Genomic DNA, 20,642 nt, shown 5'->3' with positions numbered 1-20,642 from the left:
TCTTTTTGCCCATGCTGCTGTCATGCTCTCGTCAATCTGATGCTTCGGTTGCACCTCCCCAGTCAACCCCCCACGGAAGGCATCACGTTGAAGAGACTCCTCACGGCCCTCAAGAGATGCGCCGTGCTCGGCGCCGCCGCGCTCGCGATCGCCAGCCTGCAGCCCGTCTCCGCCGCGCAGGCGGCCCCCTCGCCCGTGGTCGGCGGCACGCGCGCCGCCCAGGGCGAGTTCCCGTTCATGGTCCGGCTCTCCATGGGCTGCGGCGGCGCGCTCTACACCCAGCAGATCGTGCTCACGGCCGCGCACTGCGTCGGCCGGTCCGGCACCAACACGAGCATCACCGCGACCGCCGGGGTGGTGGACCTCCAGTCGACCAGCGGCCGGGTGCAGGTGCGCTCCACCAAGGTGCTGCGCGCCCCCGGCTACAACGGCACCGGCAAGGACTGGGCCCTGATCAAGCTCGCCCAGCCCATCAACCTGCCGACCCTCAAGATCGCCACCACCGCGCAGTACAACACCGGTGACTTCACGGTCGCCGGGTGGGGCGCCAACCGTGAGGGCGGCGCCCAGCAGCGCTACCTGCTGAAGGCCACCGTGCCGTTCGTCAGCGACGCGGCGTGCAGGGCCTACGGCGGCTCGTACAGCGGCCTGGTGGCCGACGAGGAGATCTGCGCCGGGTTCGACGCGGGCGGTGTCGACACCTGCCAGGGCGACTCCGGCGGCCCGATGTTCCGCAAGGACAACGCCGGCGGCTGGATCCAGGTCGGCATCGTCAGCTGGGGTGAGGGCTGCGCCCGGCCGCAGGCGCCGGGCGTCTACACTGAGGTCTCGACCTTCGCCTCCGCCATCGCCTCGGCGGCGTCCACGCTCTGACCGAGCGTCCGACCGTCCCACCGCTCGACCGTCCCGGGCCCGGCGCCGTGTCGGCGCCGGGCCGTCACGCTCCGCGGGGACAGCGGACGTCACCGCGCGGAGCGTGCGGCTGGCCGGCACGGGAGGGGACGCCACGGCGGGGCATACGGGCCGTCGCCCGCGCGGGCGACGGGACGTCACCCACGGGAGGACCGCGCTTCCACGGCGGCCCGGCCCCGGCCGTGCGGGTCCGGGAGTCAGCGGCCCGGTTCGCCGCGGGACTCCAGCGCGGCGATCGCGGCCGCCACCCGGGCCTCCCGCGCGCTCGCCGTCCGGGCGCGCAGGACGCCGAGCATCGCCAGGTAGCGGTCCGTGCGGCCGAGCGCCCGGAAGGCCGCCGCGGCCCGCGGGCTGCGTTCCAGCGCCGCCGCCAGATCACCGGGCACCTCGGCCTCCTTCTGCGACGCGTACGCGGCGTCCCACCGGCCGTCCGCCCGCGCGGCGGCCACCTCGCGCAGCCCGCCCGGACGCATCCGGCCCTCGGCGGTCAGCTCCCCGACCCGCCGGACGTTGACCATGGACCACACACTGCCGGGCCGCCGCGGGGTGATCCGCTGGAGGTAGCGCGCGGCGTCGACACCCTTGCGCTGCCCGGTGATCCAGCCGTGGCACAGCGCCACGTCGTTGACGTCGGCGGCGCCGACCGAGGGGATGCCCGAGCCCTTCTTCGCGATCTCGACCCACAGCCCGGGGTGCGGCGCCGGATGGGCGGTGAGCCAGGAGTCCAGCTCGGCCACGGTCGCGAAGGCGAGGGGGCCGCTGTCGTCGGAGACGGTCATGGCTCCACCGTAGGGAGCCGGTAGGACGGATCCCGTCCGCTACGGGAGCAGAGCCCGGGCCTGTTCCCGTGCGGCCGCGGCGGCGTCCGGGAAGATGCCGAGGCCGTGGGCGACCAGGGCGCCCTCGTGCAGCAGCATCAGCGTCCGGGCCAGCTCGCCGGCCCGGTCGGGGGCGATGTCCCCGGCGAGGCGGGTGAACAGGTCGAGCATCCAGCGCTTCTGCCCGGTGATGACCGGATGGGCCGGGTGGGCGGGATCGCTGATCTCCGCGTGGGCGTTGACCATGCTGCACCCCTTGGGGCTGAGGTCCACGGCCCAGGCGCCCGTGGCGTCGAAGACGGCCAGGACGCGGTCGCGGGGGTCGGGCCCCGCCGCGTCCAGCCGCTCGGCGAGGAAGGCACGCCAGCGCTCGTCGCGGTCGGCCAGGTACTCCACGACGATCTGCTCCTTGGAGCCGAACCGGTCGTAGAGCGTCTTCTTGGTCACCCCGGCCTCGGCCGCGATGAGGTCGACGCCGACCGCGTGGATGCCGCGCTCGTAGAACAGCCGGGCGGCGGCCTGGAGGGCGCGGCGGGCGGCGGGCGTCATCGTGATGCGGCGGGGGGTCTCGGCGGTGGCCATGCTCACGAGTATACCGATCTGTATAGTGGGCAGGACGCAGGTATACCGATCTGTCTATTGGATGGGGTGCCGCCGTGAACGTCCTTCTGTCGCTCGCCTTCGTGCTGTGCTGGAGTTCCGGCTTCATCGGGGCGAAGCTCGGTGCGGGCAGCGCGTCCGCGATCACCGTCCTGATGTGGCGGTTCCTGCCGCTGGCCGTCCTCCTCGTGGCCGTCGCCCTCGTCGCGCGCGGCGCCTGGCGGGGGCTGACCGCCCGGGACCTGACTCGCCAGGCCGTCGTCGGCCTGCTGTCGCAGAGCGGCTATCTGCTGAGCGTGTACCACGCCATCCAGCTCGGCGTCTCCAGCGGTACGACGGCTCTCGTCGACGGGGTCCAGCCCCTGGTCGCGGGGGCGCTCGCGGGGCCGCTGCTGGGGCAGTACGTGTCGGGGCGGCAGTGGATCGGCCTGGTCCTGGGGCTGAGCGGCGTCGCCGTGGTGACCCTGGCCGACGCGGCGGCCGGGGCCGGTGTGCCCTGGTGGGCCTACGCCGTCCCGCTGCTCGGGATGTCCTCGCTGGTGGCGGCGACCTTCCTGGAGAGCCGGTCCCGCTCGCGGGTCGCGCCGCCGGTGTCGCTGACCGTCCACTGCGCCACCAGCGCCGTCCTGTTCTCCGCGCTGGCCGTCGAGGCCGGGGCAGCCGCGCCGCCCGCCGAGGGGGAATTCTGGCTGGCGGTCGGCTGGCTCGTGGTCCTGTCCACCTTCGGCGGGTACGGGCTGTACTGGATCCTGCTGAAGCGTTCGGGCGTCACCGCCGTCAACACGCTGATGTTCCTCATGGCGCCGGTCACGGCCGTGTGGGGAGCGCTGATGTTCGGGGAGCCATTCGGCGTCCGGACCGCCCTGGGGCTGGCCGTGTGCCTCCTGGCCGTCGTTATCGTCGGCCGCGGCGAGGAGGGGCGGACCAGGGCCGCGGCGGCCGTCCGCGCCGGCCGTGCGGCCGGACGGGCCTCCGACTCCCCCGCGCACGCCCGCCGTTGACCGTCATCGTCCCGCCGGCTCGGGCACGCCCGCCGCTGAGTCCCTCTACCCGGGCGCACCCGCCGTCGCGGGTCATGCCCGGAGGTCGGCGTCGGCCCGGAGGTCGGCGTCGGCCCGGGGGCGCGGGCCGGTTAGGGGGACGCGGGCCGGTTCGGGGGCGCGGGTCAGAAGCCGCCTCCGAAGTCGCCGCCGCCGCCGAAATCCCCGCCTCCGCCGAAGTCGCCGCCGCCGAAACCGCCGCCGAAGTCTCCGGTGTCGAAGTCCGCGCCGGAGACGTCGCCGCCCTCGTAACCGCCGAAGTCCCCGTAGCCGGAGCCGTAGTCGGCCGCGTAGGCGGGGCCGGCCATCATGCTGCCGAGGGCCGTGCCGACCAGGAGGCCGGGCAGCAGGCCGCCGCCGAAGTAGCCGCCGGCCCAGGGGCCGTAGGCGGGGCCCGCCTCCCAGTACGGGCGGCGGCCGTAGTCGGTGTCCACCTCGCGCACCGCCGGGTCCCGGCCCTCCGCGAGCCGGACCTGGTCGGCGCCGCACACCGGCACCTCCCGGGTGGTGCCGCCCGGCGGCGTCCAGCTCGCGTCGGCCACCGAGGGGCCGTGGCGCGGGTCGAAGAAGCAGGGCGGGCGGCGCTCCGGAAGCGCCCTGCCCTCGCGGCGGGCGGCCAGGGCGGCCAGGGAGAACCGGCCGTCCTCCACGGTCTGGGTCACGGCCCGGACGTCCTCCGGTTTCGCCGCGGCCGCCATCAGGGACTTGGCCCGGTCGTAGGAGTCCAGGGCCCGCTCGTAGTCGGCGCGCATGGCGTCGTCGGCGCCCGGTTCGCCGGGGCGGAAGTCGAGGCGGTCGAGTTCCTCGCCGAAGGCGGTGATGTCCTCGTCGACCACCACGCGCAGCTTCTCCAACGCGGCCCGCTGCTCCTCCTCGTGGCGGCGGCGGTTGCGCCGGACCAGCGTGTAGGCGCCCGCGCCGCCGGCCGCGACCAGGGCACCGACCGTGATCAGCCCGCCGACCGGCACGTCGCCGCCGGAGCCGTCGCTCCAGCTGCTGGGCGCCGTGCCGCGCATGTTGCGCACGGCGTCGTCGACGAAGTCGTTCAGCTGGGCCTTGGTGTCGCCCGCGCCCTGCACGGCCGAGACGAGGTTGGACACCGCCGGGCGGCTCATCACCGCGCTGTCGGCGCGGGCGTCGAACCGGTCGCCGAGGCGGATGCCGTACAGGCCGGTGACGCCGGTCTCGGTGCGCAGGTTCCGGAACAGGTCCTGGGTGGGGTAGCCGGCCGGCAGGACCGCCACGAAGACGGGCTTGTCGGCGTCCTTGATCTTGTCGGCGAGCGCCTCGGCGTCCGACGCGGAGAGCAGGCCGGAGGCGGCCGGGTCCACGTAGACGGGGTTCTCGCGCAGTTCGGCGGCGACTTTCGACAGGTCGGTGGCCGCGTGCGCACCCGGCGCACCCGCCACCAGCACCGCCAGCGCGGCGGCGACCGGCACGATCAGCAGGCGTAGGACGATACGCACCAGGTGGGGCCTCATATGTTCGAAGCTACCTGAATCGGCACACAAAGGGAGATCGTCCGGGGCCCGGTTTTCGGCGGGCCGCTGCGCCTACGATGCCTGTGGATTCACTGCCGTGGGCCGCTCCGGCCCGTCGGCCGCAGCGGAGGGCGGGGGACGAAGGCATGCTCGGACGACGCAGGGCCGCGGACATGACCGTGTCGCGACTGGCCGAGCTGGACCGGTCGCGGACGCGGGCCGACCTGCTGTGGGAGCTGTTCCGGCACGCCGAGGCCGAGGTGGCGGCGGCGATCGACTGGTACCTGGCGCGGCGCAGGGGGCCGGCGCTCTGGTCGCGTTCGCTGCGGGCGCTCGCCGCGCTGCTGGGCATCGTCGGCACGCTGACACCCCTGGTGCACGCGGCCGCGCCCACCGCCGTGCAGCCCGAGTGGGGCTTCGTGTTCCTGGCGGCCGGTGCGGGCTGCGTCCTGTTCGACCGGATCTTCGGGTTCTCGGCGTCCTGGACCCGGTACATCCGCTCGCAGCTGGCGCTGCAGCAGGTGCTGAAGAAGGCGCAGGCGGAGTGGGCCCAGGCGTTCCTGCGGACCACCGACGCCCCCAGCGACAAGGAGCAGGCCGCCCTCCTGGGCGTGATCGAGCGGCTGCGCACGGACGCCCACCGGATCATCGAGGAGGAGGGGTCCGCCTGGGTCGGCTACCTCGCCGACGGCGTCGAGGAGCTGACCCGCTCCACCTCCCAGGCCACCGGCCAGCGCCCCCACGGCGCGGGCCTGTTCCGCCTGGACCGCGTGCCCGGCCGCGACCGGGGCGGGGAGGTCCCGGGCCCGCGCTCCCGGGACACGGCGATGTGACCCGCGCGCCGCGACCGGCCCCGCACCGACCCGGCACACCGCCTCGGAACCCCGCACGGCCCGCCCCGCCGCTCCTGCCCGGCCGGCGCGGCCCCGCAGCAGCCCGCCCCGCCGCTCACCGCCCGGCCGAGTCGGGACCCGAACCGGCCCGCCCCGCCGGTCCTACTCGGCAGGGACCACCCCGGCCCGGAGCAGGCCGTAGGTGTACGCGTCCTCCAGGGCCTGCCAGCTCGCCGCGATGACGTTGTCGGCGACGCCCACCGTGGACCACTCCCCCGAGCCGTCCGACGTGGAGATCAGCACGCGGGTCGTGGAGTTGGTGCCGTGCTTGCCCTCCAGGATCCGGACCTTGTAGTCGACCAGCTCCAGCTTGGCCAGCTGCGGGTAGATCTTCTCCAGACCGACGCGCAGGGCCCGGTCCAGGGCGTTGACCGGGCCGTTGCCCTCCGCCGTGGCGACGATGCGCTCCCCCTTGGCCCACAGCTTGACCGTGGCCTCGTTGGCGTGGGAGCCGTCGGGCCGGTCCTCGACGATGGCCCGCCAGGACTCGACCTGGAAGTAGCGCAGCGGCCTGCCCTGGACCTCGGTGCGCAGCAGGATCTCGAAGCTCGCGTCGGCGGCCTCGTAGGTGTAGCCCTTGAGCTCGCGCTCCTTGACCCGCTCGACCACCCGGCCGACCAGTTCGCGGTCGCCGCCGAGGTCGACGCCGAGTTCCTTGCCCTTGAGCTCGATGGAGGCCCGCCCGGCCATGTCGGAGACGAGCATCCGCATGGTGTTGCCGACCCGCTCGGGGTCGATGTGCTGGTAGAGGTCCGGGTCGACCTTGATCGCGGAGGCGTGCAGGCCGGCCTTGTGGGCGAAGGCGGACAGGCCGACGTAGGGCTGGTGGGTGGAGGGGGTCAGGTTGACGACCTCGGCGATGGCGTGCGAGATCCGCGTCATCTCCCGCAGATGCCCCTCGGGCAGGACCTTCTTGCCGTACTTGAGCTCCAGGGCGGCCACGACCGGGAAGAGGTTGGCGTTGCCGACGCGCTCGCCGTAGCCGTTGGCGGTGCACTGCACGTGGGTGGCGCCGGCGTCGACGGCGGCCAGGGTGTTGGCGACCGCGCAGCCGGTGTCGTCCTGGGCGTGGATGCCGAGCCGGGCGCCGGTGTCGGCGAGGACGGTGCCGACGACCGCCTGGATCTGCGCCGGGAGGAAGCCGCCGTTGGTGTCGCACAGGACGACGACGTCGGCGCCGGCCTCGGACGCGGTGCGCACGACCGCCTTGGCGTACTCGGGGTCGGCGCGGTAGCCGTCGAAGAAGTGCTCGCAGTCGACGAAGACCCGGCGGCCCTGCTCCGTCAGGAACGACACGGTGTCGCGGACCATGGCCAGGTTCTCGTCGAGCGTGGTGCGCAGGGCGAGTTCGACGTGGCGGTCGTGCGACTTGGCGACCAGGGTGATCACCGGGGCACCGGACTCCAGCAGCGCCCTGACCTGCGGGTCCTCGGCCGCGGTGGTGCCGGCGCGGCGGGTGGAGCCGAAGGCGACCAGCTGGGCGTGCCGGAAGTCGATCTCCTGCCGGGCGCGGGCGAAGAACTCGGTGTCCCGGGGGTTCGCGCCGGGCCAGCCGCCCTCGATGAAGCCCACGCCGAAGTCGTCCAGGTGCCGGGCGATGGCGAGCTTGTCGGCGACGGTCAGGTTGATGCCCTCCCGCTGGGCGCCGTCGCGCAGGGTCGTGTCGAAGACGTGGAACGAGTCGTCGGGCTCGCTGGTCTCGGTCATGGTCTCAGAAGCTCCTGGGGATGAGATCTCGGTCGTACCGGAATGACCGGCTCCACCGCCCTCACATACTCCCTCGCGCTCTCGCCTTCCGGCTGCGGGTGGGCCAGAAATGCGAAAAACCCCTCGCGGGTGCGAGAGGTCTGCGCGCGGGTCGAGGACGACGGTGTCCGCCCGTACCTGGTCGTACGTGCGGTCACTGCGGACCGGCGCGCCTGCTGCCAATAATCATGGCGAACGAGAGCACGGCGGCAGTCTGGCACAGTCCGCGCGCCCCGCTCACCGCCGTCTCAGGATGCGGTCGATCAACGCCGGCTGATGGACACGTCGGCTGCGGCCGCCACCCGTGCCGGTTCAGGAAGCCGCGGGCGGGCCGTCCGCGAGGAGGCCGTCGGCGAGGAACTCGGCGACGTGCCCGAGCACCTGGTCCCGGTCGGTGCCGCGCAGGCCGATGGCGACGTGGATGGACAGGCCGTCCAGCAGCGCGCGCAGGCGGGCCGCGAAGCGGTCGGGGTCGACGGCGCGGAACTCGCCGCGCGAGATGCCCTCGGCGAGCAGGGCGACCAGGTCGCGGTGCCAGGCGCCCTCGATGGCGGCCTGCCGGTCGCGGGCGTCGGATTCGACGGCGACGTTCTGCGACCGGTTCCAGACCTCCAGCCACAGGGTCCAGTGCGGGTCGCGGTGGCCGTCGGGGACGTACAGGTCGACGTAGGCGCGCAGGCGCTCCCGGGCGGGGGCGGCGCGGGTCAGCAGCCGGGCGCGTGCGGCGCCGAGCCGGCCCTCGCTCCACTCCAGGGTGCGCAGCAGCAGTTCGTCCTTGGAGCCGAAGTAGTAGAGCAGGTGACCGCTGCTCATGCCGACCTCGCGGCCGAGCGCGGCCATGGTGAGTTTCTCCAGGCCGCGCTCGGCGATCATCTCCATGGCGGCGGCGAGCACGTCCTCGCGGGGCGGGGCCTGCTTTCGCCCACCGGCCATGTGTGCTCCCTAGATCCTCGGCTGCTGCTGGGTGATGCAGTGGATGCCGCCACCGCCCGCGAAGATCGTACGGGCGTCCACGAGGGTCACGGTCCGCTCGGGGAACAGGCGGCGGAAGATGCCGGCGGCGATCTCGTCGCGGGGGTCGTCGAAGCCGCACAGCACGACGCCGCCGTTGCACAGGTAGTGGTTGATGTAGGAGTAGTCGGCCCAGTGGCCGTCGGCCTCCAGCACGGTCGGGGCGGGGACCTCGACGACCTCCAGGCGGCGGCCCCGGGCGTCCGTCTGCGCCTTCAGCAGGCCGATGACCTCCTGGGTGACCTCGTGGTCGGGGTGGGCGGGGTCGGGCTGGGAGTGCGCCACGACGACCCCGGGGCGGGCGAAGGCGGCGACGATGTCGACGTGGCCCAGGGTGCCGAAGCCGTGGGGAGGGTAGTCGCCGGTGAGGCCGCGCGGCAGCCAGATCGCCTTGCGGGTGCCCAGGTGGGCGTGGATCTCGGCCTCGGCCTGCTCGCGGCTCCAGCCGGGGTTGCGCTCGGGTCCGAGCTGGACCGTCTCGGTGAGCAGGACCGTGCCCTCCCCGTCGACGTGGATCCCGCCGCCCTCGTTGACCAGCTTCGAGGAGTACGTCCGCGCCCCGGTCAGGTCGGCGACGTGGGCGGCGATCTTCGCGTCGTGCTCCCAGCGGGCCCACTCCTGGGCGCCCCAGCCGTTGAACGTCCAGTCGACGGCGGCCAGCCGGCCCCTGCCGTCGGTCAGGAAGGTCGGGCCGATGTCGCGCATCCAGGCGTCGTCGAGGTCCCGCTCGACCGTGTCGATCCCGTCGCCCAGCAGGGTCCGCGCCTGCTCCGACCGGCCCGGGCCGCACACGACGGTCACCGGCTCGAAGCGGCGTACCGCCCGCGCGACCGACGCCCAGGCGATCCGGGCGGCGGCCAGGTCGTCGGGGGACTCGAAGGTGGTGTTGGGGCCGGGCCAGGCCATCCAGGTGCGCTCGTGCGGGGCCCATTCGGCGGGCATGCGGAAGCCGTCGGCGGCTGCGGACATCGTTGATCCTCAGAGGAAGTAGAGACGGTTCAGGGAGACGGAGTCGGCCGGTTCGGAGCGCAGCGGCTCGCCGTCGAGGGTGACCAGCCCGGTGCGCCGGTCCACGTCGACGGCGCCGGTACGGGAGTTGAGGCGCAGGTCGGCCGGGCCGATGCCCCGGGTGCCGCGCACGGCGACCCGGCGCCGCCGGGTGGGCAGGGTGTCGTGCCCCTGGTCCAGGGCGGCCTGCGCGACGAACGCCACGGAGATGTCGGCCGGTGTGGCCCCGTGCGCGCCGAACTGCGGTCCCAGCACGAGGGGTTCGCAGGTGTCGGTGGCCGCGTTGGGGTCGCCGGTCACCCCGTACGCCGGGAAGCCGGCCTTCAGCACGAGCTGCGGCTTGGCCCCGAAGTACTCCGGGCGCCACAGCACGATGTCGGCGAGCTTGCCGGTCTCCAGGGACCCGACCTCGTGCGCGAGGCCGTGCGCGATGGCCGGGTTGATGGTCAGCTTGGCGATGTAGCGCAGCACGCGCTCGTTGTCGTGCCCGACGCCGGGGTCGCCGAGCTCGGCCTTCATCTTCCCGGCCATGGCGAAGGTGCGGCGGACGGTCTCGCCGGCGCGGCCCATGCCCTGCGCGTCCGAGGAGGTGATGCCGATGGCGCCCAGGTCGTGCAGCACGTCCTCGGCGCCCATGGTCCCGGCCCGGATGCGGTCGCGGGCCATGGCGGCGTCGCCCGGCAGGTCGGTCTTGAGGTCGTGGACGGACACGATCATGCCGTAGTGCTCGGCGACGGCGTCCCGGCCGAAGGGCAGGGTCGGGTTGGTGGACGAGCCGATGACGTTCGCCACGCCCGCCATCTTCAGCACGTTGGGGACGTGCCCGCCGCCGCAGCCCTCGATGTGGAAGGCGTGGATGGTGCGGCCCTCCAGCACGCGCAGGGTGTCCTCGACCGAGAGGCACTCGTTCAGGCCGTCGCTGTGCAGGGCGACCTGGACGTCGTGCTCCTCGGCGACGCGCAGGGCGGTGTCGAGGGCGCGGGTGTGGGCGCCCATGTCCTCGTGCACCTTGAAGCCGGACGCGCCGCCCTCGGCGAGGGCCTCGATCAGGGGTGCGGGTGAGGACGACGAACCGCGGCCCAGGAAGCCGATGTTGACCGGCCAGGCGTCGAAGGCGCCGAAGGCGTGGCGCAGCGCCCAGGGCGAGTTGACCCCGACGCCCCACACCGGCCCGAACTCCTGCCCGATGATCGTGGTCACGCCGGAGGCGAGCGAGGCCTCCATCACCCGCGGCGACAGCAGGTGCACGTGGGTGTCGACCGCCCCGGCGGTGGCGATGAGCCCCTCGCCGGAGACGATCGAGGTGCCCGTGCCGACGACGACGTCGACCCCGTCCAGGGTGTCGGGGTTCCCGGCCCGCCCGATCGCGCAGATCCGCCCCTCGCGGATGCCGATGGAGACCTTGCGCACGCCCTGGACGGCGTCGATCACCACGACGTTGCTGACGACGACGTCGCAGGTGTCGCGGACGGCGGCGGCCTTCAGGTGCAGTCCGTCGCGGGCGGTCTTGCCGAACCCGGCGAGGAACTCGTCGCCGTGGAGCTGGGAGTCGGACTCGACGCGGACGGTGAGGCCCGAGTCGCCGAGGCGGATGCGGTCGCCTGCGCGGGGGCCGTGGGTGGCGGCGTACTCGTGCGGGGTGAGGCGGCGGGCCTCTGCGGGGTGTCCTCCCGGGCGGCTCATCGCCCGTCCTCCTGTCCGTCGGGGTCCGTCGCGCCGAGGTAGCCGCAGGCGGCGGCGCGGCGCAGCGCCTCCTCGCGGGCGCCCGGGGCGTCCAGCGGTCCGTCGACCAGCCCGGCGAACCCGACCGCGATGCGGGCGCCGCCGATGGGCACCAGAGCGACCTCGACGCTCTCCCCCGGTCCGAAGCGCACGGAGGACCCGGCGGGCACGGCCAGGCGCATGCCGTAGGCCCGGGCGCGGGGGAAGTCCAGGCGCGGGTTGGCCTCGAAGAAGTGGAAGTGCGAGGTGACCGAGACGGGCACGGACGCCGTGTTGGTGACCGTCAGCCGGTCGGCCGGTTCGGGCTCGGGGTGGTCCGGGCCGGGCAGCAGCGCGCCCGGGGCGTCGGGGCCGGAGCCGGGGCCGAGGGGGTCGGAGACGACGGCGAGGCGTGAGCCGTCGTCGAAGACCGCCTCGACGTGCACCTCGGTGACGACGTCGGCGACGCCGGGCAGCACGTCGCCGGGGCCGAGCACCGCGCGGGCCCGTTCGACGGCCTCGGCGAGCCGGGCGCCGTCGCGGGCCGCCTCGCACACGGTGTCCGCGATCAGCGCGGTGGCCTCCGGCACGTTCAGCCGCAGCCCGCGCGCCCTGCGGGCCCGGGCCAGCTCGGCGGCGGAGAAGAGCAGCAGCCGGTCGCGTTCCGTGGGAGTCAGTCTCACGCCTCGGCACCTCCTTGCCATCCAGGACTTAGAGCATCACTCTAAATCAGGGATTTCCGCAACCCGACCGTTGACGGAACAGCATTTGCTGCACCACATTGAGCGTCGCTCTAAAGTCCGGTGGCGTCGAAGGAGACCAGCCCATGCCGATCGAACAGCGCGGAGTCGACACCATCCCCGAGGAGGAACGCACCAGCGGGCCGCGGGACCTCGTCTCGATCCTGCTCGGCTCCAACCTCTGCCTCGGCGTGATCGTCTTCGGCTGGCTGCCGCCGTCCTTCGGCCTGGACTGGTGGTCGTCCGTCGGCGCGGTGGTCGCCGGCACCGTCGTCGGGGTGGTCTTCACGGCCCCGCTCGCCCTGGTCTCGCTGCGCACGGGCACCAACCTGTCGACGTCCTCCGGCGCCCAGTTCGGGGTGCGCGGGCGGCTGGTCGGCTCGGTGGTCGGCCTGCTGCTGGCCCTCGGCTACACCGCGCTGACCGTCTGGATCGGCGGCGACGTGATGGTGGGCGTACTGGGCCGGCTCGCCGGCCTGCCGCAGGGCGGCACGTCCTACGCGGTCGTCTACGGCCTGCTCGCCGCCGCCACGGTCGCGGGCGCGGTCTACGGCTACCGGGTGCTGCTCGCGATGTCCCGGGTCCTCGCCTTCGGCATGACGGCCCTGCTGGCGCTCGGTGTGATCGCCTACGCCCCGCACTTCACCACCGCCGCGCTGCCCGGGGCGGGCGGCTACCTGCTGGGCGGGTTCTGGCCGACCTGGCTGCTGGCGGCCGTGGCGGCGGGACTGTCCGGGCCGGTCGCCTTCATCACCCTGCTGGGCGACTACACCCGCTACATCTCCCCCACCCGCCACTCCTCGCGCCGGGTGCTGCACGCGACCTGGCTCGGGCTGATGCTGGGCCTGCTGGTGCCGCAGCTGTTCGGCACGTTCACGGCCTACGCGGCCCGGGCCGCCCTGGACTACGCGGGCCCGCTGGTGGATGCGGCGCCCGGCTGGTACCTGGTCCCGCTGCTGCTGGCCGCCTCGGCCGGCTCGGTCGGCAACGCGGGGCTGATGCTGTACTCGATGGGCCTCGACCTGGACGCGATCCTGCCGCGCGCCTCGCGGGCCCGGGCGACGTACACGGTCGCCGTCGTGGCCACCGGCGCCGTCTTCGCCGGGCACTACTACTCGACCGCGCAGGACGCGATGACGTCCTTCGTGCTGCTGCTGACGGCGATCGGCACGCCGTGGGCGGTCATCACCCTGATCGGCTTCGCCCGCTGCGGCGGGGTCTACGACGCGGACGCCCTGCAGGTGTTCAACCGCCGCTCCCGGGGCGGCGTGTACTGGTACCGCGCGGGCTGGAACGTCCCCGCGACGGCCTCCTGGGCGGCCGGGGCGACGGTGGGCGTCCTGGCGGTGTCCCTGCCGTCGTACGAGGGACCGCTGCTGGCCCTGACCGGCGGGGTGGACTGCAGCTTCCTGCTGTCGGGCCTGGTGGGCGGGGCGGCGTACGCGGTGTCGACCCGGGGAACGCCCCGGACGCACGCGGGAGCACAGACCCCGGCGCCTCAGATGACGGCCCCGGAGACCACACCGAACCCGACCCGCTGACACACCGGTCCGGGGCGGGCCGGGCGCCGCCGACTTGCGCGGCCGGGTCCGGACTCCACCGGCCCGAGGGTGCGCGGGGCCGGGCGACGACCCGGGCGGCCGCAGGCGCCCGGGCGGTGTCGAGTCGGTACCGGGCCGGGTGCGCAGGCCGGCTCGGGGTGAGCCCGCCCGGCTTTCATCCGGCCCGTCCCGCACGCCGGCCCCGGCGGGGCGAGGCCGGCCTCCTGCCCGACACGACAGGTTCGGGTGGCGGGTGGGCGCCGGCCGGGGTCCGGGGGCGGAGCCCCCGGGAGGCCGGGAGAGGCTCAGCCGAGCCGGTGCATCCAGCCGTGCTTGTCCTTCGCCGTGCCCCGCTGGATGTCGAGCAGCGCCTGACGCAGCCGCAGCGTGACCTCGCCCGGCTCGCCCCCGCTCTGCTTCCACTCGGCCCCGGCACGCTTGACCGTGCCGACCGGCGTGATGACCGCGGCCGTACCGCAGGCGAACACCTCGGTGAGCGAGCCGTTCGCGGAGTCCCGCTGCCACTGGTCGGCCGAGATCCGGCCCTCCTCGGCCTCGTAGCCGAGGTCGCGGGCGACGGTGAGCAGGGAGTCGCGGGTGACGCCCTCCAGGATCGACCCGGTCAGGGACGGCGTGACGATCTTGTCGCCGTACACGAAGTACAGGTTCATGCCGCCGAGCTCCTCGACCCAGGTGTGCTCCACCGCGTCGAGGTAGCAGACCTGGTCGCAGCCCTTGGCCGCGGCCTCGGCCTGCGCCAGCAGGGACGCCGCGTAGTTGCCGCCCGTCTTGGCGTCGCCCATGCCGCCCGGGACGGCGCGCACGCGGTCCTCGGAGACCCAGATGGACACCGGCTTCACGCCGCCCGGGAAGTAGGCGCCGGCCGGGGAGGCGATCACCAGGAACAGGTACTCGTTGGCCGGCTTCACACCCAGCCCGACCTCGGTCGCGATCATGAACGGGCGCAGGTAGAGGGACTCCTCGCCGCCGTGCGCCGGGACCCAGGCGTTGTCCTGCGCGACCAGGGCGTCGCACGCCTCGATGAACGTCTCCACCGGCAGCTCCGGCATCGCCAGCCGCCGCGCGGACCGCTGGAAGCGCTCGGCGTTCTTCTCCGGCCGGAAGGTGGCGACCGAGCCGTCGGGGCGGCGGTAGGCCTTGAGCCCCTCGAAGATCTCCTGCGCGTAGTGCAGGACGGTGGTGGCCGGGTCCAGGGAGATGGGGGCGTACGGCACGAGCTGGCCGTCGTGCCAGCCGCGGCCCTCCGTCCACTTGATCGTCACCATGTGGTCGGTGAAGTGCCGGCCGAACCCGGGGTTGGCCAGGATCGCCTCGCGCTCGCTTGCGGAGAGCGGGTTGGCGGAGGGCTTGAGCTCGATCGTGGGCGTCGTCATGGGTTGATGTCCTTCACCGGTTGTAGTGACGGGCCGCGCTCGGTACCGCTCTGGTGAGGACCAGTGCTAGGACGTCCGAGCATTCCCTCGATCCGCGGCCTCACGTTCGATTATCGCCCGGAGGCGGAGGCGGAAGGAACGGGGTGATTGCGACCCGGTGGTCGATGGTGACACCCGGCGGGGGGCATGCGGAAGCCGCCGGGTGCGGATGCGACCCGGCGGCTTGCGAAGAGGCAGCGGCGGGTCAGCCGGCTACTCGTACGGCGAGCGCGTCGCCGATCTGCGAGGTGGAGCGGGCGGGCTTGCCGGTGCGCTCGGCGAGGTCGGCGGCGACCGCCGCGTCGATGCGGTCGGCCTCGGCCTCGTGGCCGAGGTGGCGCAGCAGCAGCGCGACGGACAGCACGGTGGCGGTCGGGTCGGCCTTGCCCTGCCCGGCGATGTCCGGCGCCGAGCCGTGCACGGGCTCGAACATCGACGGGAACTCGCCGGAGGGGTTGATGTTGCCGCTCGCGGCGACGCCGATGCCGCCGGAGACGGCCGCGGCGAGGTCGGTGACGATGTCGCCGAAGAGGTTGTCGGTGACGATCACGTCGAAGCGCTCGGGCTGCGTGACGAGGTAGATCGTCGCCGCGTCCACGTGCATGTACTCGGTGGTGACCTCGGGGAACTCCGCGGCCACCTTGGTGAAGATGTTCGTCCACAGGTGACCGGCGAAGGTCAGCACGTTGTTCTTGTGGATCAGCGCCAGCTTCTTGCGCGGGCGGGCCTGGGCGCGGGCGAAGGCGTCGCGGACGACGCGCTCGACACCGAAGGCCGTGTTCACGGAGACCTCGGTGGCGACCTCGTGCTCGGTGCCCTTGCGGATGGTGCCGCCGTTGCCGGTGTACGGGCCCTCGGTGCCCTCGCGGACCACGACGAAGTCGATGGCCGGCTCGCCCTTCAGGGGCGTGTCCACACCCGGCAGGAGCTTCGACGGGCGCAGGTTCACGTGGTGGTCGAAGGCGAAGCGGAGCTTGAGCAGGAAGCCGCGCTCCAGGACGCCGGACGGCACGGACGGGTCGCCGATCGCGCCGAGCAGGATGGCGTCGTGCTGCTTCAGGGCGTCGAGGTCGGCGTCGGTGAGGGTCTCACCGGTGGCGTGGTAGCGCCGGGCGCCGAAGTCGTACTCCTTGGTCTCCAGCTTCACATCCTGCGGAAGGACGGCGGAGAGGACCTTCAGGCCTTCGGCCACCACTTCCTGGCCGATGCCGTCACCGGGGATCACTGCGAGATTGAGGATGCGAGAGCTTGCCGACATGCGAGCACCCTACTCCTCGTCCCATGGGATGACATGCGGTGTCCGGCATGCGGACGCGCCGTGCGTCCGGGCCGTGCGTCCGGCCGGGGGACGGCACTGGTCCGTCAGGCTCCGTTCACCCGTGTGTGGGGCGGCCGTTGGTCCGCGCTGGGAAGTTCACCGGACATGGAGATCCCCCACTTCGGCATCCCGCCCGAGCTCGCGGACCGGATGAGCATGGCGGAGCAGCACGCGTACCTGCGCAGCCGGCTGTCGCGGCGGCGCACGCTGGTCACGGCGGGCGCGGTCGCGGGCGGGCTGCTGACCGGCTGCTCGGACGGACGCGCCGGCTCCGGGCGGGGCGGCGCGACCGCGACCCGGGCGCCGTCGGCCGTCACCTCGGCGGCACCCGGCGCCCTCGTCACCCCCTTCGGCCGCCACCTGGCCTTCGGCGCCGACCCGAGGACGCGGATGCGGATCTCCTGGCAGGTGCCGTTCGCGGTCCGCAAGCCGTACGTGCGCGTCGGCCTGCGCCCCGACGACCTCGGCGGCAGGATCGAGGCGGAGCTGCGGGACCTGCACACCCCCGGGCTGCGGGGCGTCCGGGCACCGGTGGAGCAGTACTACCTGCACGCGGCCCTGGACGGCCTGCGGCCGGGCACGACCTACTACTACGGCGTCGGCCACGACGGGTTCGACCCGGCGTCACCGCGCCACCGCTCGACGATCGCCTCCTTCCGCACGGCCCCCGCGAGCCCGCCCGAGCGGTTCGTGTTCACCGCCTTCGGCGACCAGGGCGTCGGTCCGGAGGCCGCGCTGGTCGACCGCACGCTCTCGCGCCGGGATCCGGCGTTCCACCTGCACGCGGGGGACATCTGCTACGCCGACCCGACCGGCAAGGGCAAGGAGTCGGACGTCTTCGACGCGAGCCAGTGGGACCGGTTCCTGCGGCAGACCGAGCCCGTCGCCCGGTCGGTGCCGTGGATGGTGACGACCGGCAACCACGACATGGAGGCCTGGTACTCCCCCGACGGCTACGGCGGCCAGCTCGCCCGGTTCTCCCTGCCGGACAGCGGCTTCGACCCGCGCACGGCACCGGGCGTGTACGCCTTCACGTACGGCAACGTGGGCGTGGTGGCGCTGGACGCCAACGACGTGTCGTACGAGATCCCCGCCAACTTCGGCTACAGCGAGGGGCGTCAGACGCGCTGGCTGGACCGCACGCTCGCCGGACTGCGCGCCGACGCCGCGGTGGACTTCGTCGTCGTCTTCTTCCACCACTGCGCGTACTCGACGTCGACGCACGCCTCGGACGGCGGGGTGCGCGCGGCGTGGCTGCCGCTGTTCGCCCGGCACGAGGTGGACCTGGTGATCAACGGGCACAACCACGTCTACGAGCGGACCGACGCCGTGAAGAACGGCGAGGTGGGCCGGCCGGTGCCGATCGGCGGGTCGACGGACCCGCGCCGGGACGGGACCGTCTACGTCACCGCGGGCGGCGGCGGCAAGGAGCTGTACGGCTTCCCGGGCGGCGTGCGGGAGAGCTACGAGGGGCGGCCGGCGAAGGACGAGCCGGTCGCCACGTTCCGCTGGACGAAGTCCCGGGACACCGAGGCGGAGTCGGTGCGGTGGTCGCGGGTGCGCTACCGCGGTTTCTCGTTCCTCGCGGTGGAGGCGGTGAGCGGCGCCGCGCCCCGGCTGAAGGTGGAGGCGCTGGCGTCCGACGGCCGGCGCATCGACCACTTCGAGGTGCGGCGCGGGGGGTGAGGCCCCGCGCCGCGCCCCGACGGGCGGCTCCCGGTCCTGCGGCGGCTCAGTGGCCGGTGGATCCGCCGTTGTCCCTGCGGTCCAGGGCGCGCTGGAGCGCGGCGGCGGCGTTCTTGCGATCGGACTCGCTCGTGCGGGAGAGGTGGCGGACTCGGCGGCGGGCGGTCGTCTCGGCCATGGGGCATCGACTCCTTCGAGGAACAGCACGGAGTGCGGAGGGAAAACAGATACGAGACGCCGGAAAGGGGCGGGGAGCTCGGCCGCAGGGGTTGCCTGCACGGGGCCCGGCTCACGACCGCCGTTCGCTTGGTCGAGCGAGACGTTCGGCTCCTACAAAACTAAGGGAGAGCGGAGCGTCTGTCTCCACAATTACTCGGACTTCCTACTATCTGAGACGGCGCCTCGGGCCACACCCCTGCGACCTGGCATGACGCCTACAGGACGTCTCCGTCGCGCCAGTCGAAGAGCAGGGGGTGCGCCGGGTCGAGCAGGCCGGCCGCCGTGGTCCGCACGAAGGTGCTCCCCTCCTCCTCGGGCAGTCGGATGTCGCCGTGCAGCGGGCTGAGGGCGCGCACCTGACCGGGCCACACCCGCCAGCCGCGGGCGGTGTACAGCGCGGCACCCTCGTCGCTGGCGGAGAGGGCGGCGAGGTCGTAGGCGCGGTCGGCGATGCGTTCCAGTTCCGCCATGACCCGCCCGCCGAGGCCCCCGCGGCGGGCGTCGGCGCGGACGGCGACGTTCTCCACGTATCCGGTGCGCAGCCACCGGCCGCGGTGGCGCACGCGGCGCATCACGATCGCCCCGTGCGCGGCGAGGCCCGCGCCGTCGTGCACGAGGACGTGCAGGCCGCCGAGCCCGTGGTCCCAGTCGTCGTCGCCGAAGTCGCCGTCGAAAGCGGCGTCGAGGAGGGCCCGTACGGCGTCGAGGCCGGCCGGGGCGAGGTCGGCGGTGTGGGCGGTGCGCACGCGCGGAGTCATCGGGCCATCCTCCCCGCGGACATGCCGACGGGCCAGGTCGTTTCCCACGACCCGGCCCGTCGGTGCGGCGGGGTGTCAGCCCATGTGCGGGTAGGTGTAGTCGGTCGGCGGGACCAGCGTCTCCTTGATGGCGCGGGTCAGGGTCCAGCGCATCAGGTTCTGCGGGGCGCCGGCCTTGTCGTTGGTGCCGGAGGCCCGGCCGCCGCCGAAGGGCTGCTGGCCGACGACGGCGCCGGTGGACTTGTCGTTGATGTAGAAGTTGCCGGCCGCGTAGCGCAGCTTGTTCGCCGTGTACGCGGCGGCCGCGCGGTCGTTGGCGACGACCGAACCGGTCAGGGCGTAGTCGGAGACGGCTTCCATCTGGGTGAGCATCTCGTCGTAGCGGTCGTCCTCGTAGACGTGCACCGCGAGGATCGGGCCGAAGTACTCGGTGCGGAAGACCTCGTTGTCCGGGTCGGTGCACTCGATGACGGTCGGGCGGACGAAGTACCCCTCGGAGTCGTCGTAGGTGCCGCCCGCGACGATCGTGCAGGAGGCGTCCTCCGCGGCCCGGTCGATGGCGGCCTTGTTCTTGGCGAAGGCACGCTCGTCGATGACGGCGCCGATGAAGTTCGACAGGTCGGTGACGTCACCCATCTTGATGCCGTCGACCTCGGCGGCGAACTCCTCCTTGAAGCCGGAGTTCCAGATGGAGGCGGGGATGTAGGCCCGGGAGGTGGCGCTGCACTTCTGGCCCTGGTACTCGAAGGCACCGCGGGTCAGGGCCGTCTTCAGGATCGCCCGGTCGGCCGAGGGGTGGGCGACGAGGAAGTCCTTGCCGCCGGTCTCGCCGACCAGCCGCGGGTAGGTGCGGTACTTCTCGATGTTGTTGCCGACCGTCTTCCACAGGTACTGGAAGGTCTTGGTCGAGCCGGTGAAGTGGATGCCGGCCAGCTCGCGGTGTTCCAGGGCGACCTCGGAGACCTCGATGCCGTCGCCGGTGACGAGGTTGATGACGCCCTTGGGCAGGCCGGCCTCCTCCAGCAGCTGCATCAGCAGCACGGCGGCGTGGGTCTGCGTCGGGGACGGCTTCCAGACCACGACGTTGCCCATGAGGGCCGGGGCGGTCGGCAGGTTGCCGGCGATGGCGGTGAAGTTGAAGGGCGTGATCGCGTAGACGAAGCCCTCCAGCGGACGGTGGTCCAGACGGTTCCACACGCCCGGGGCGTTGGCCGGCGGCTGCTCGGCGAGCAGCCTGCGGGCGTAGGAGACGTTGAAGCGCCAGAAGTCGACCAGCTCGCAGGGCGTGTCGATCTCGGCCTGCTGGGCGGTCTTGGACTGGCCGAGCATGGTGGAGGCGGCGAGGGTCTCGCGCCAAGGGCCGGCCAGCAGCTCGGCGGCGCGCAGGATGATCGCCGCGCGGTCGTCGAACGACATGGCGCGCCAGGCGGGCGCGGCGGCCAGGGCCGCGTCGATGGCGTCCTGGGCGTCGGCCTGCGTGGCGTTGCGGTAGGTGCCGAGCACGGCCTTGTGGTTGTGCGGCTGGACGACCTGGAAGGCCTCGCCGCCGCCCATCCGCTTCTCGCCGCCGATGGTGCAGGGCAGGTCGACCGGGTTGTCGGCCAGCTCCTTCAGCTTGGCCTCCAGCCGGGCCCGCTCGGGCGAGCCGGGGGCGTAGCCGTGCACCGGCTCGTTGACGGGGGTGGGGACCTGGGTCACAGCGTCCATGTTGTCCGTAACTCCTTACTGAGCGGTGGT

General features: G+C 73.4%; 18 protein-coding genes. 5 read left to right on the top strand and 13 right to left on the bottom strand.

Going from position 1 to position 20,642, the window contains the following annotated elements:
• The first annotated feature begins 87 nt into the window (after nt 1–87).
• Complete coding sequence (locus ACFYWG_RS20125; RefSeq protein ID WP_383504311.1) at nt 88–873, top strand: S1 family peptidase; 786 nt, start codon at nt 88–90, stop codon at nt 871–873.
• A 236-nt stretch (nt 874–1,109) separates the two neighbouring features.
• On the opposite strand, the gene ACFYWG_RS20120 is transcribed toward ACFYWG_RS20125, so the two are convergent.
• Both ACFYWG_RS20120 and ACFYWG_RS20115 read right to left on the bottom strand, forming a co-directional pair.
• Complete coding sequence (locus ACFYWG_RS20120) at nt 1,110–1,691, bottom strand: YdeI family protein (protein ID WP_385416184.1); 582 nt, start codon at nt 1,689–1,691, stop codon at nt 1,110–1,112.
• A gap of 39 nt (nt 1,692–1,730) precedes the next feature.
• Complete coding sequence (locus ACFYWG_RS20115) at nt 1,731–2,312, bottom strand: TetR/AcrR family transcriptional regulator (protein WP_376334158.1); 582 nt, start codon at nt 2,310–2,312, stop codon at nt 1,731–1,733.
• Nucleotides 2,313–2,386: 74 nt separating this feature from the next.
• Between ACFYWG_RS20115 and ACFYWG_RS20110 the strand changes: the two genes are divergently transcribed.
• Nucleotides 2,387–3,331 carry a DMT family transporter gene (locus ACFYWG_RS20110; RefSeq protein ID WP_389202557.1) on the top strand — a complete coding sequence of 315 codons (945 nt, stop codon included), beginning with the start codon at nt 2,387–2,389 and terminating at the stop codon, nt 3,329–3,331.
• 164 nt (nt 3,332–3,495) lie between these two features.
• Here the strand turns inward: ACFYWG_RS20110 and ACFYWG_RS20105 are convergent, their stop codons facing one another.
• The gene (locus tag ACFYWG_RS20105; RefSeq protein WP_383504303.1) at nt 3,496–4,851 is read right to left on the bottom strand and encodes a hypothetical protein; all 1,356 of its coding nucleotides are present in this window, start codon (nt 4,849–4,851) and stop codon (nt 3,496–3,498) included.
• Nucleotides 4,852–5,024: 173 nt separating this feature from the next.
• On the opposite strand from ACFYWG_RS20105, the gene ACFYWG_RS20100 reads away from it, so the two are divergent.
• On the top strand, nt 5,025–5,684 hold the full coding sequence (locus ACFYWG_RS20100) for an SLATT domain-containing protein (RefSeq protein ID WP_383504301.1): 660 nt from the start codon (nt 5,025–5,027) through the stop codon (nt 5,682–5,684).
• Nucleotides 5,685–5,846: 162 nt separating this feature from the next.
• On the opposite strand, the gene cimA is transcribed toward ACFYWG_RS20100, so the two are convergent.
• From cimA to ureA, 5 genes are all read right to left on the bottom strand, one after another.
• Nucleotides 5,847–7,451, bottom strand: a complete 1,605-nt coding sequence (cimA, locus tag ACFYWG_RS20095; protein ID WP_376334150.1) for a citramalate synthase — start codon at nt 7,449–7,451, stop codon at nt 5,847–5,849.
• A gap of 351 nt (nt 7,452–7,802) precedes the next feature.
• Entirely contained in the window at nt 7,803–8,423 is a 621-nt protein-coding gene (locus ACFYWG_RS20090) for a TetR/AcrR family transcriptional regulator (protein WP_376334148.1), read from the bottom strand.
• A 9-nt stretch (nt 8,424–8,432) separates the two neighbouring features.
• Complete coding sequence (locus ACFYWG_RS20085) at nt 8,433–9,470, bottom strand: agmatine/peptidylarginine deiminase (RefSeq protein ID WP_376334146.1); 1,038 nt, start codon at nt 9,468–9,470, stop codon at nt 8,433–8,435.
• A 9-nt stretch (nt 9,471–9,479) separates the two neighbouring features.
• The gene (locus ACFYWG_RS20080) at nt 9,480–11,192 is read right to left on the bottom strand and encodes an urease subunit alpha (RefSeq protein WP_385416193.1); all 1,713 of its coding nucleotides are present in this window, start codon (nt 11,190–11,192) and stop codon (nt 9,480–9,482) included.
• On the bottom strand, nt 11,189–11,893 hold the full coding sequence (gene ureA, locus ACFYWG_RS20075; protein WP_383504297.1) for an urease subunit gamma: 705 nt from the start codon (nt 11,891–11,893) through the stop codon (nt 11,189–11,191). The genes ACFYWG_RS20080 and ureA overlap by 4 nt, the downstream gene beginning before the upstream one ends.
• Nucleotides 11,894–12,036: 143 nt before the next feature.
• Here ureA and ACFYWG_RS20070 point away from each other — a divergent pair, with 143 nt between their 5' ends.
• Nucleotides 12,037–13,491: a cytosine permease gene (locus ACFYWG_RS20070; protein ID WP_389202553.1), complete on the top strand. Its 1,455-nt coding sequence runs from the start codon at nt 12,037–12,039 to the stop codon at nt 13,489–13,491.
• Nucleotides 13,492–13,796: 305 nt separating this feature from the next.
• On the opposite strand, the gene ACFYWG_RS20065 is transcribed toward ACFYWG_RS20070, so the two are convergent.
• Together ACFYWG_RS20065 and ACFYWG_RS20060 are read right to left on the bottom strand one after the other, a co-directional pair.
• Nucleotides 13,797–14,885: a branched-chain amino acid aminotransferase gene (locus tag ACFYWG_RS20065; protein ID WP_389202551.1), complete on the bottom strand. Its 1,089-nt coding sequence runs from the start codon at nt 14,883–14,885 to the stop codon at nt 13,797–13,799.
• 244 nt (nt 14,886–15,129) lie between these two features.
• Entirely contained in the window at nt 15,130–16,182 is a 1,053-nt protein-coding gene (locus ACFYWG_RS20060) for a 3-isopropylmalate dehydrogenase (protein WP_376334136.1), read from the bottom strand.
• A 165-nt stretch (nt 16,183–16,347) separates the two neighbouring features.
• Between ACFYWG_RS20060 and ACFYWG_RS20055 the strand changes: the two genes are divergently transcribed.
• Nucleotides 16,348–17,928 (top strand): purple acid phosphatase family protein, encoded by a 1,581-nt coding sequence (locus tag ACFYWG_RS20055; protein ID WP_389202548.1) that lies wholly within the window; start codon nt 16,348–16,350, stop codon nt 17,926–17,928.
• A gap of 46 nt (nt 17,929–17,974) precedes the next feature.
• Here ACFYWG_RS20055 and ACFYWG_RS20050 read toward each other — a convergent pair whose 3' ends face one another.
• From ACFYWG_RS20050 to pruA, 3 genes are all read right to left on the bottom strand, one after another.
• Nucleotides 17,975–18,106: a hypothetical protein gene (locus ACFYWG_RS20050; RefSeq protein ID WP_115905715.1), complete on the bottom strand. Its 132-nt coding sequence runs from the start codon at nt 18,104–18,106 to the stop codon at nt 17,975–17,977.
• Between the two features lie 256 nt (nt 18,107–18,362).
• Nucleotides 18,363–18,905 carry a GNAT family N-acetyltransferase gene (locus tag ACFYWG_RS20045; RefSeq protein ID WP_383504291.1) on the bottom strand — a complete coding sequence of 181 codons (543 nt, stop codon included), beginning with the start codon at nt 18,903–18,905 and terminating at the stop codon, nt 18,363–18,365.
• Nucleotides 18,906–18,980: 75 nt separating this feature from the next.
• Complete coding sequence (gene pruA, locus ACFYWG_RS20040) at nt 18,981–20,612, bottom strand: L-glutamate gamma-semialdehyde dehydrogenase (protein ID WP_385416201.1); 1,632 nt, start codon at nt 20,610–20,612, stop codon at nt 18,981–18,983.
• Between the last annotated feature and the right edge of the window lie 30 nt (nt 20,613–20,642).

It is taken from the genome of Streptomyces sp. NPDC003456 (assembly GCF_042878735.1).
Lineage (GTDB): Bacteria > Actinomycetota > Actinomycetes > Streptomycetales > Streptomycetaceae > Streptomyces.
The sequence above is the reverse complement of the archived record's forward strand: the minus strand, read 5'-3'. Positions and strand labels throughout refer to the sequence as shown.

Excerpts from the sequence above, each read along its gene's own strand:
- ACFYWG_RS20120 (WP_385416184.1), bottom strand. The coding sequence starts at position 1,691 with ATGACCGTCTCCGACGACAGCGGCCCCCTCGCCTTCGCGACCGTGGCC.
- ACFYWG_RS20115 (WP_376334158.1), bottom strand. The coding sequence starts at position 2,312 with ATGGCCACCGCCGAGACCCCCCGCCGCATCACGATGACGCCCGCCGCC.
- ACFYWG_RS20105 (WP_383504303.1), bottom strand. The coding sequence starts at position 4,851 with ATGAGGCCCCACCTGGTGCGTATCGTCCTACGCCTGCTGATCGTGCCG.
- ACFYWG_RS20100 (WP_383504301.1), top strand. The coding sequence starts at position 5,025 with ATGACCGTGTCGCGACTGGCCGAGCTGGACCGGTCGCGGACGCGGGCC.
- cimA (WP_376334150.1), bottom strand. The coding sequence starts at position 7,451 with ATGACCGAGACCAGCGAGCCCGACGACTCGTTCCACGTCTTCGACACG.
- ACFYWG_RS20090 (WP_376334148.1), bottom strand. The coding sequence starts at position 8,423 with ATGGCCGGTGGGCGAAAGCAGGCCCCGCCCCGCGAGGACGTGCTCGCC.
- ACFYWG_RS20085 (WP_376334146.1), bottom strand. The coding sequence starts at position 9,470 with ATGTCCGCAGCCGCCGACGGCTTCCGCATGCCCGCCGAATGGGCCCCG.
- ACFYWG_RS20080 (WP_385416193.1), bottom strand. The coding sequence starts at position 11,192 with ATGAGCCGCCCGGGAGGACACCCCGCAGAGGCCCGCCGCCTCACCCCG.
- ACFYWG_RS20070 (WP_389202553.1), top strand. The coding sequence starts at position 12,037 with ATGCCGATCGAACAGCGCGGAGTCGACACCATCCCCGAGGAGGAACGC.
- ACFYWG_RS20065 (WP_389202551.1), bottom strand. The coding sequence starts at position 14,885 with ATGACGACGCCCACGATCGAGCTCAAGCCCTCCGCCAACCCGCTCTCC.
- ACFYWG_RS20060 (WP_376334136.1), bottom strand. The coding sequence starts at position 16,182 with ATGTCGGCAAGCTCTCGCATCCTCAATCTCGCAGTGATCCCCGGTGAC.
- ACFYWG_RS20055 (WP_389202548.1), top strand. The coding sequence starts at position 16,348 with ATGGAGATCCCCCACTTCGGCATCCCGCCCGAGCTCGCGGACCGGATG.
- ACFYWG_RS20050 (WP_115905715.1), bottom strand. The coding sequence starts at position 18,106 with ATGGCCGAGACGACCGCCCGCCGCCGAGTCCGCCACCTCTCCCGCACG.
- ACFYWG_RS20045 (WP_383504291.1), bottom strand. The coding sequence starts at position 18,905 with ATGACTCCGCGCGTGCGCACCGCCCACACCGCCGACCTCGCCCCGGCC.
- pruA (WP_385416201.1), bottom strand. The coding sequence starts at position 20,612 with ATGGACGCTGTGACCCAGGTCCCCACCCCCGTCAACGAGCCGGTGCAC.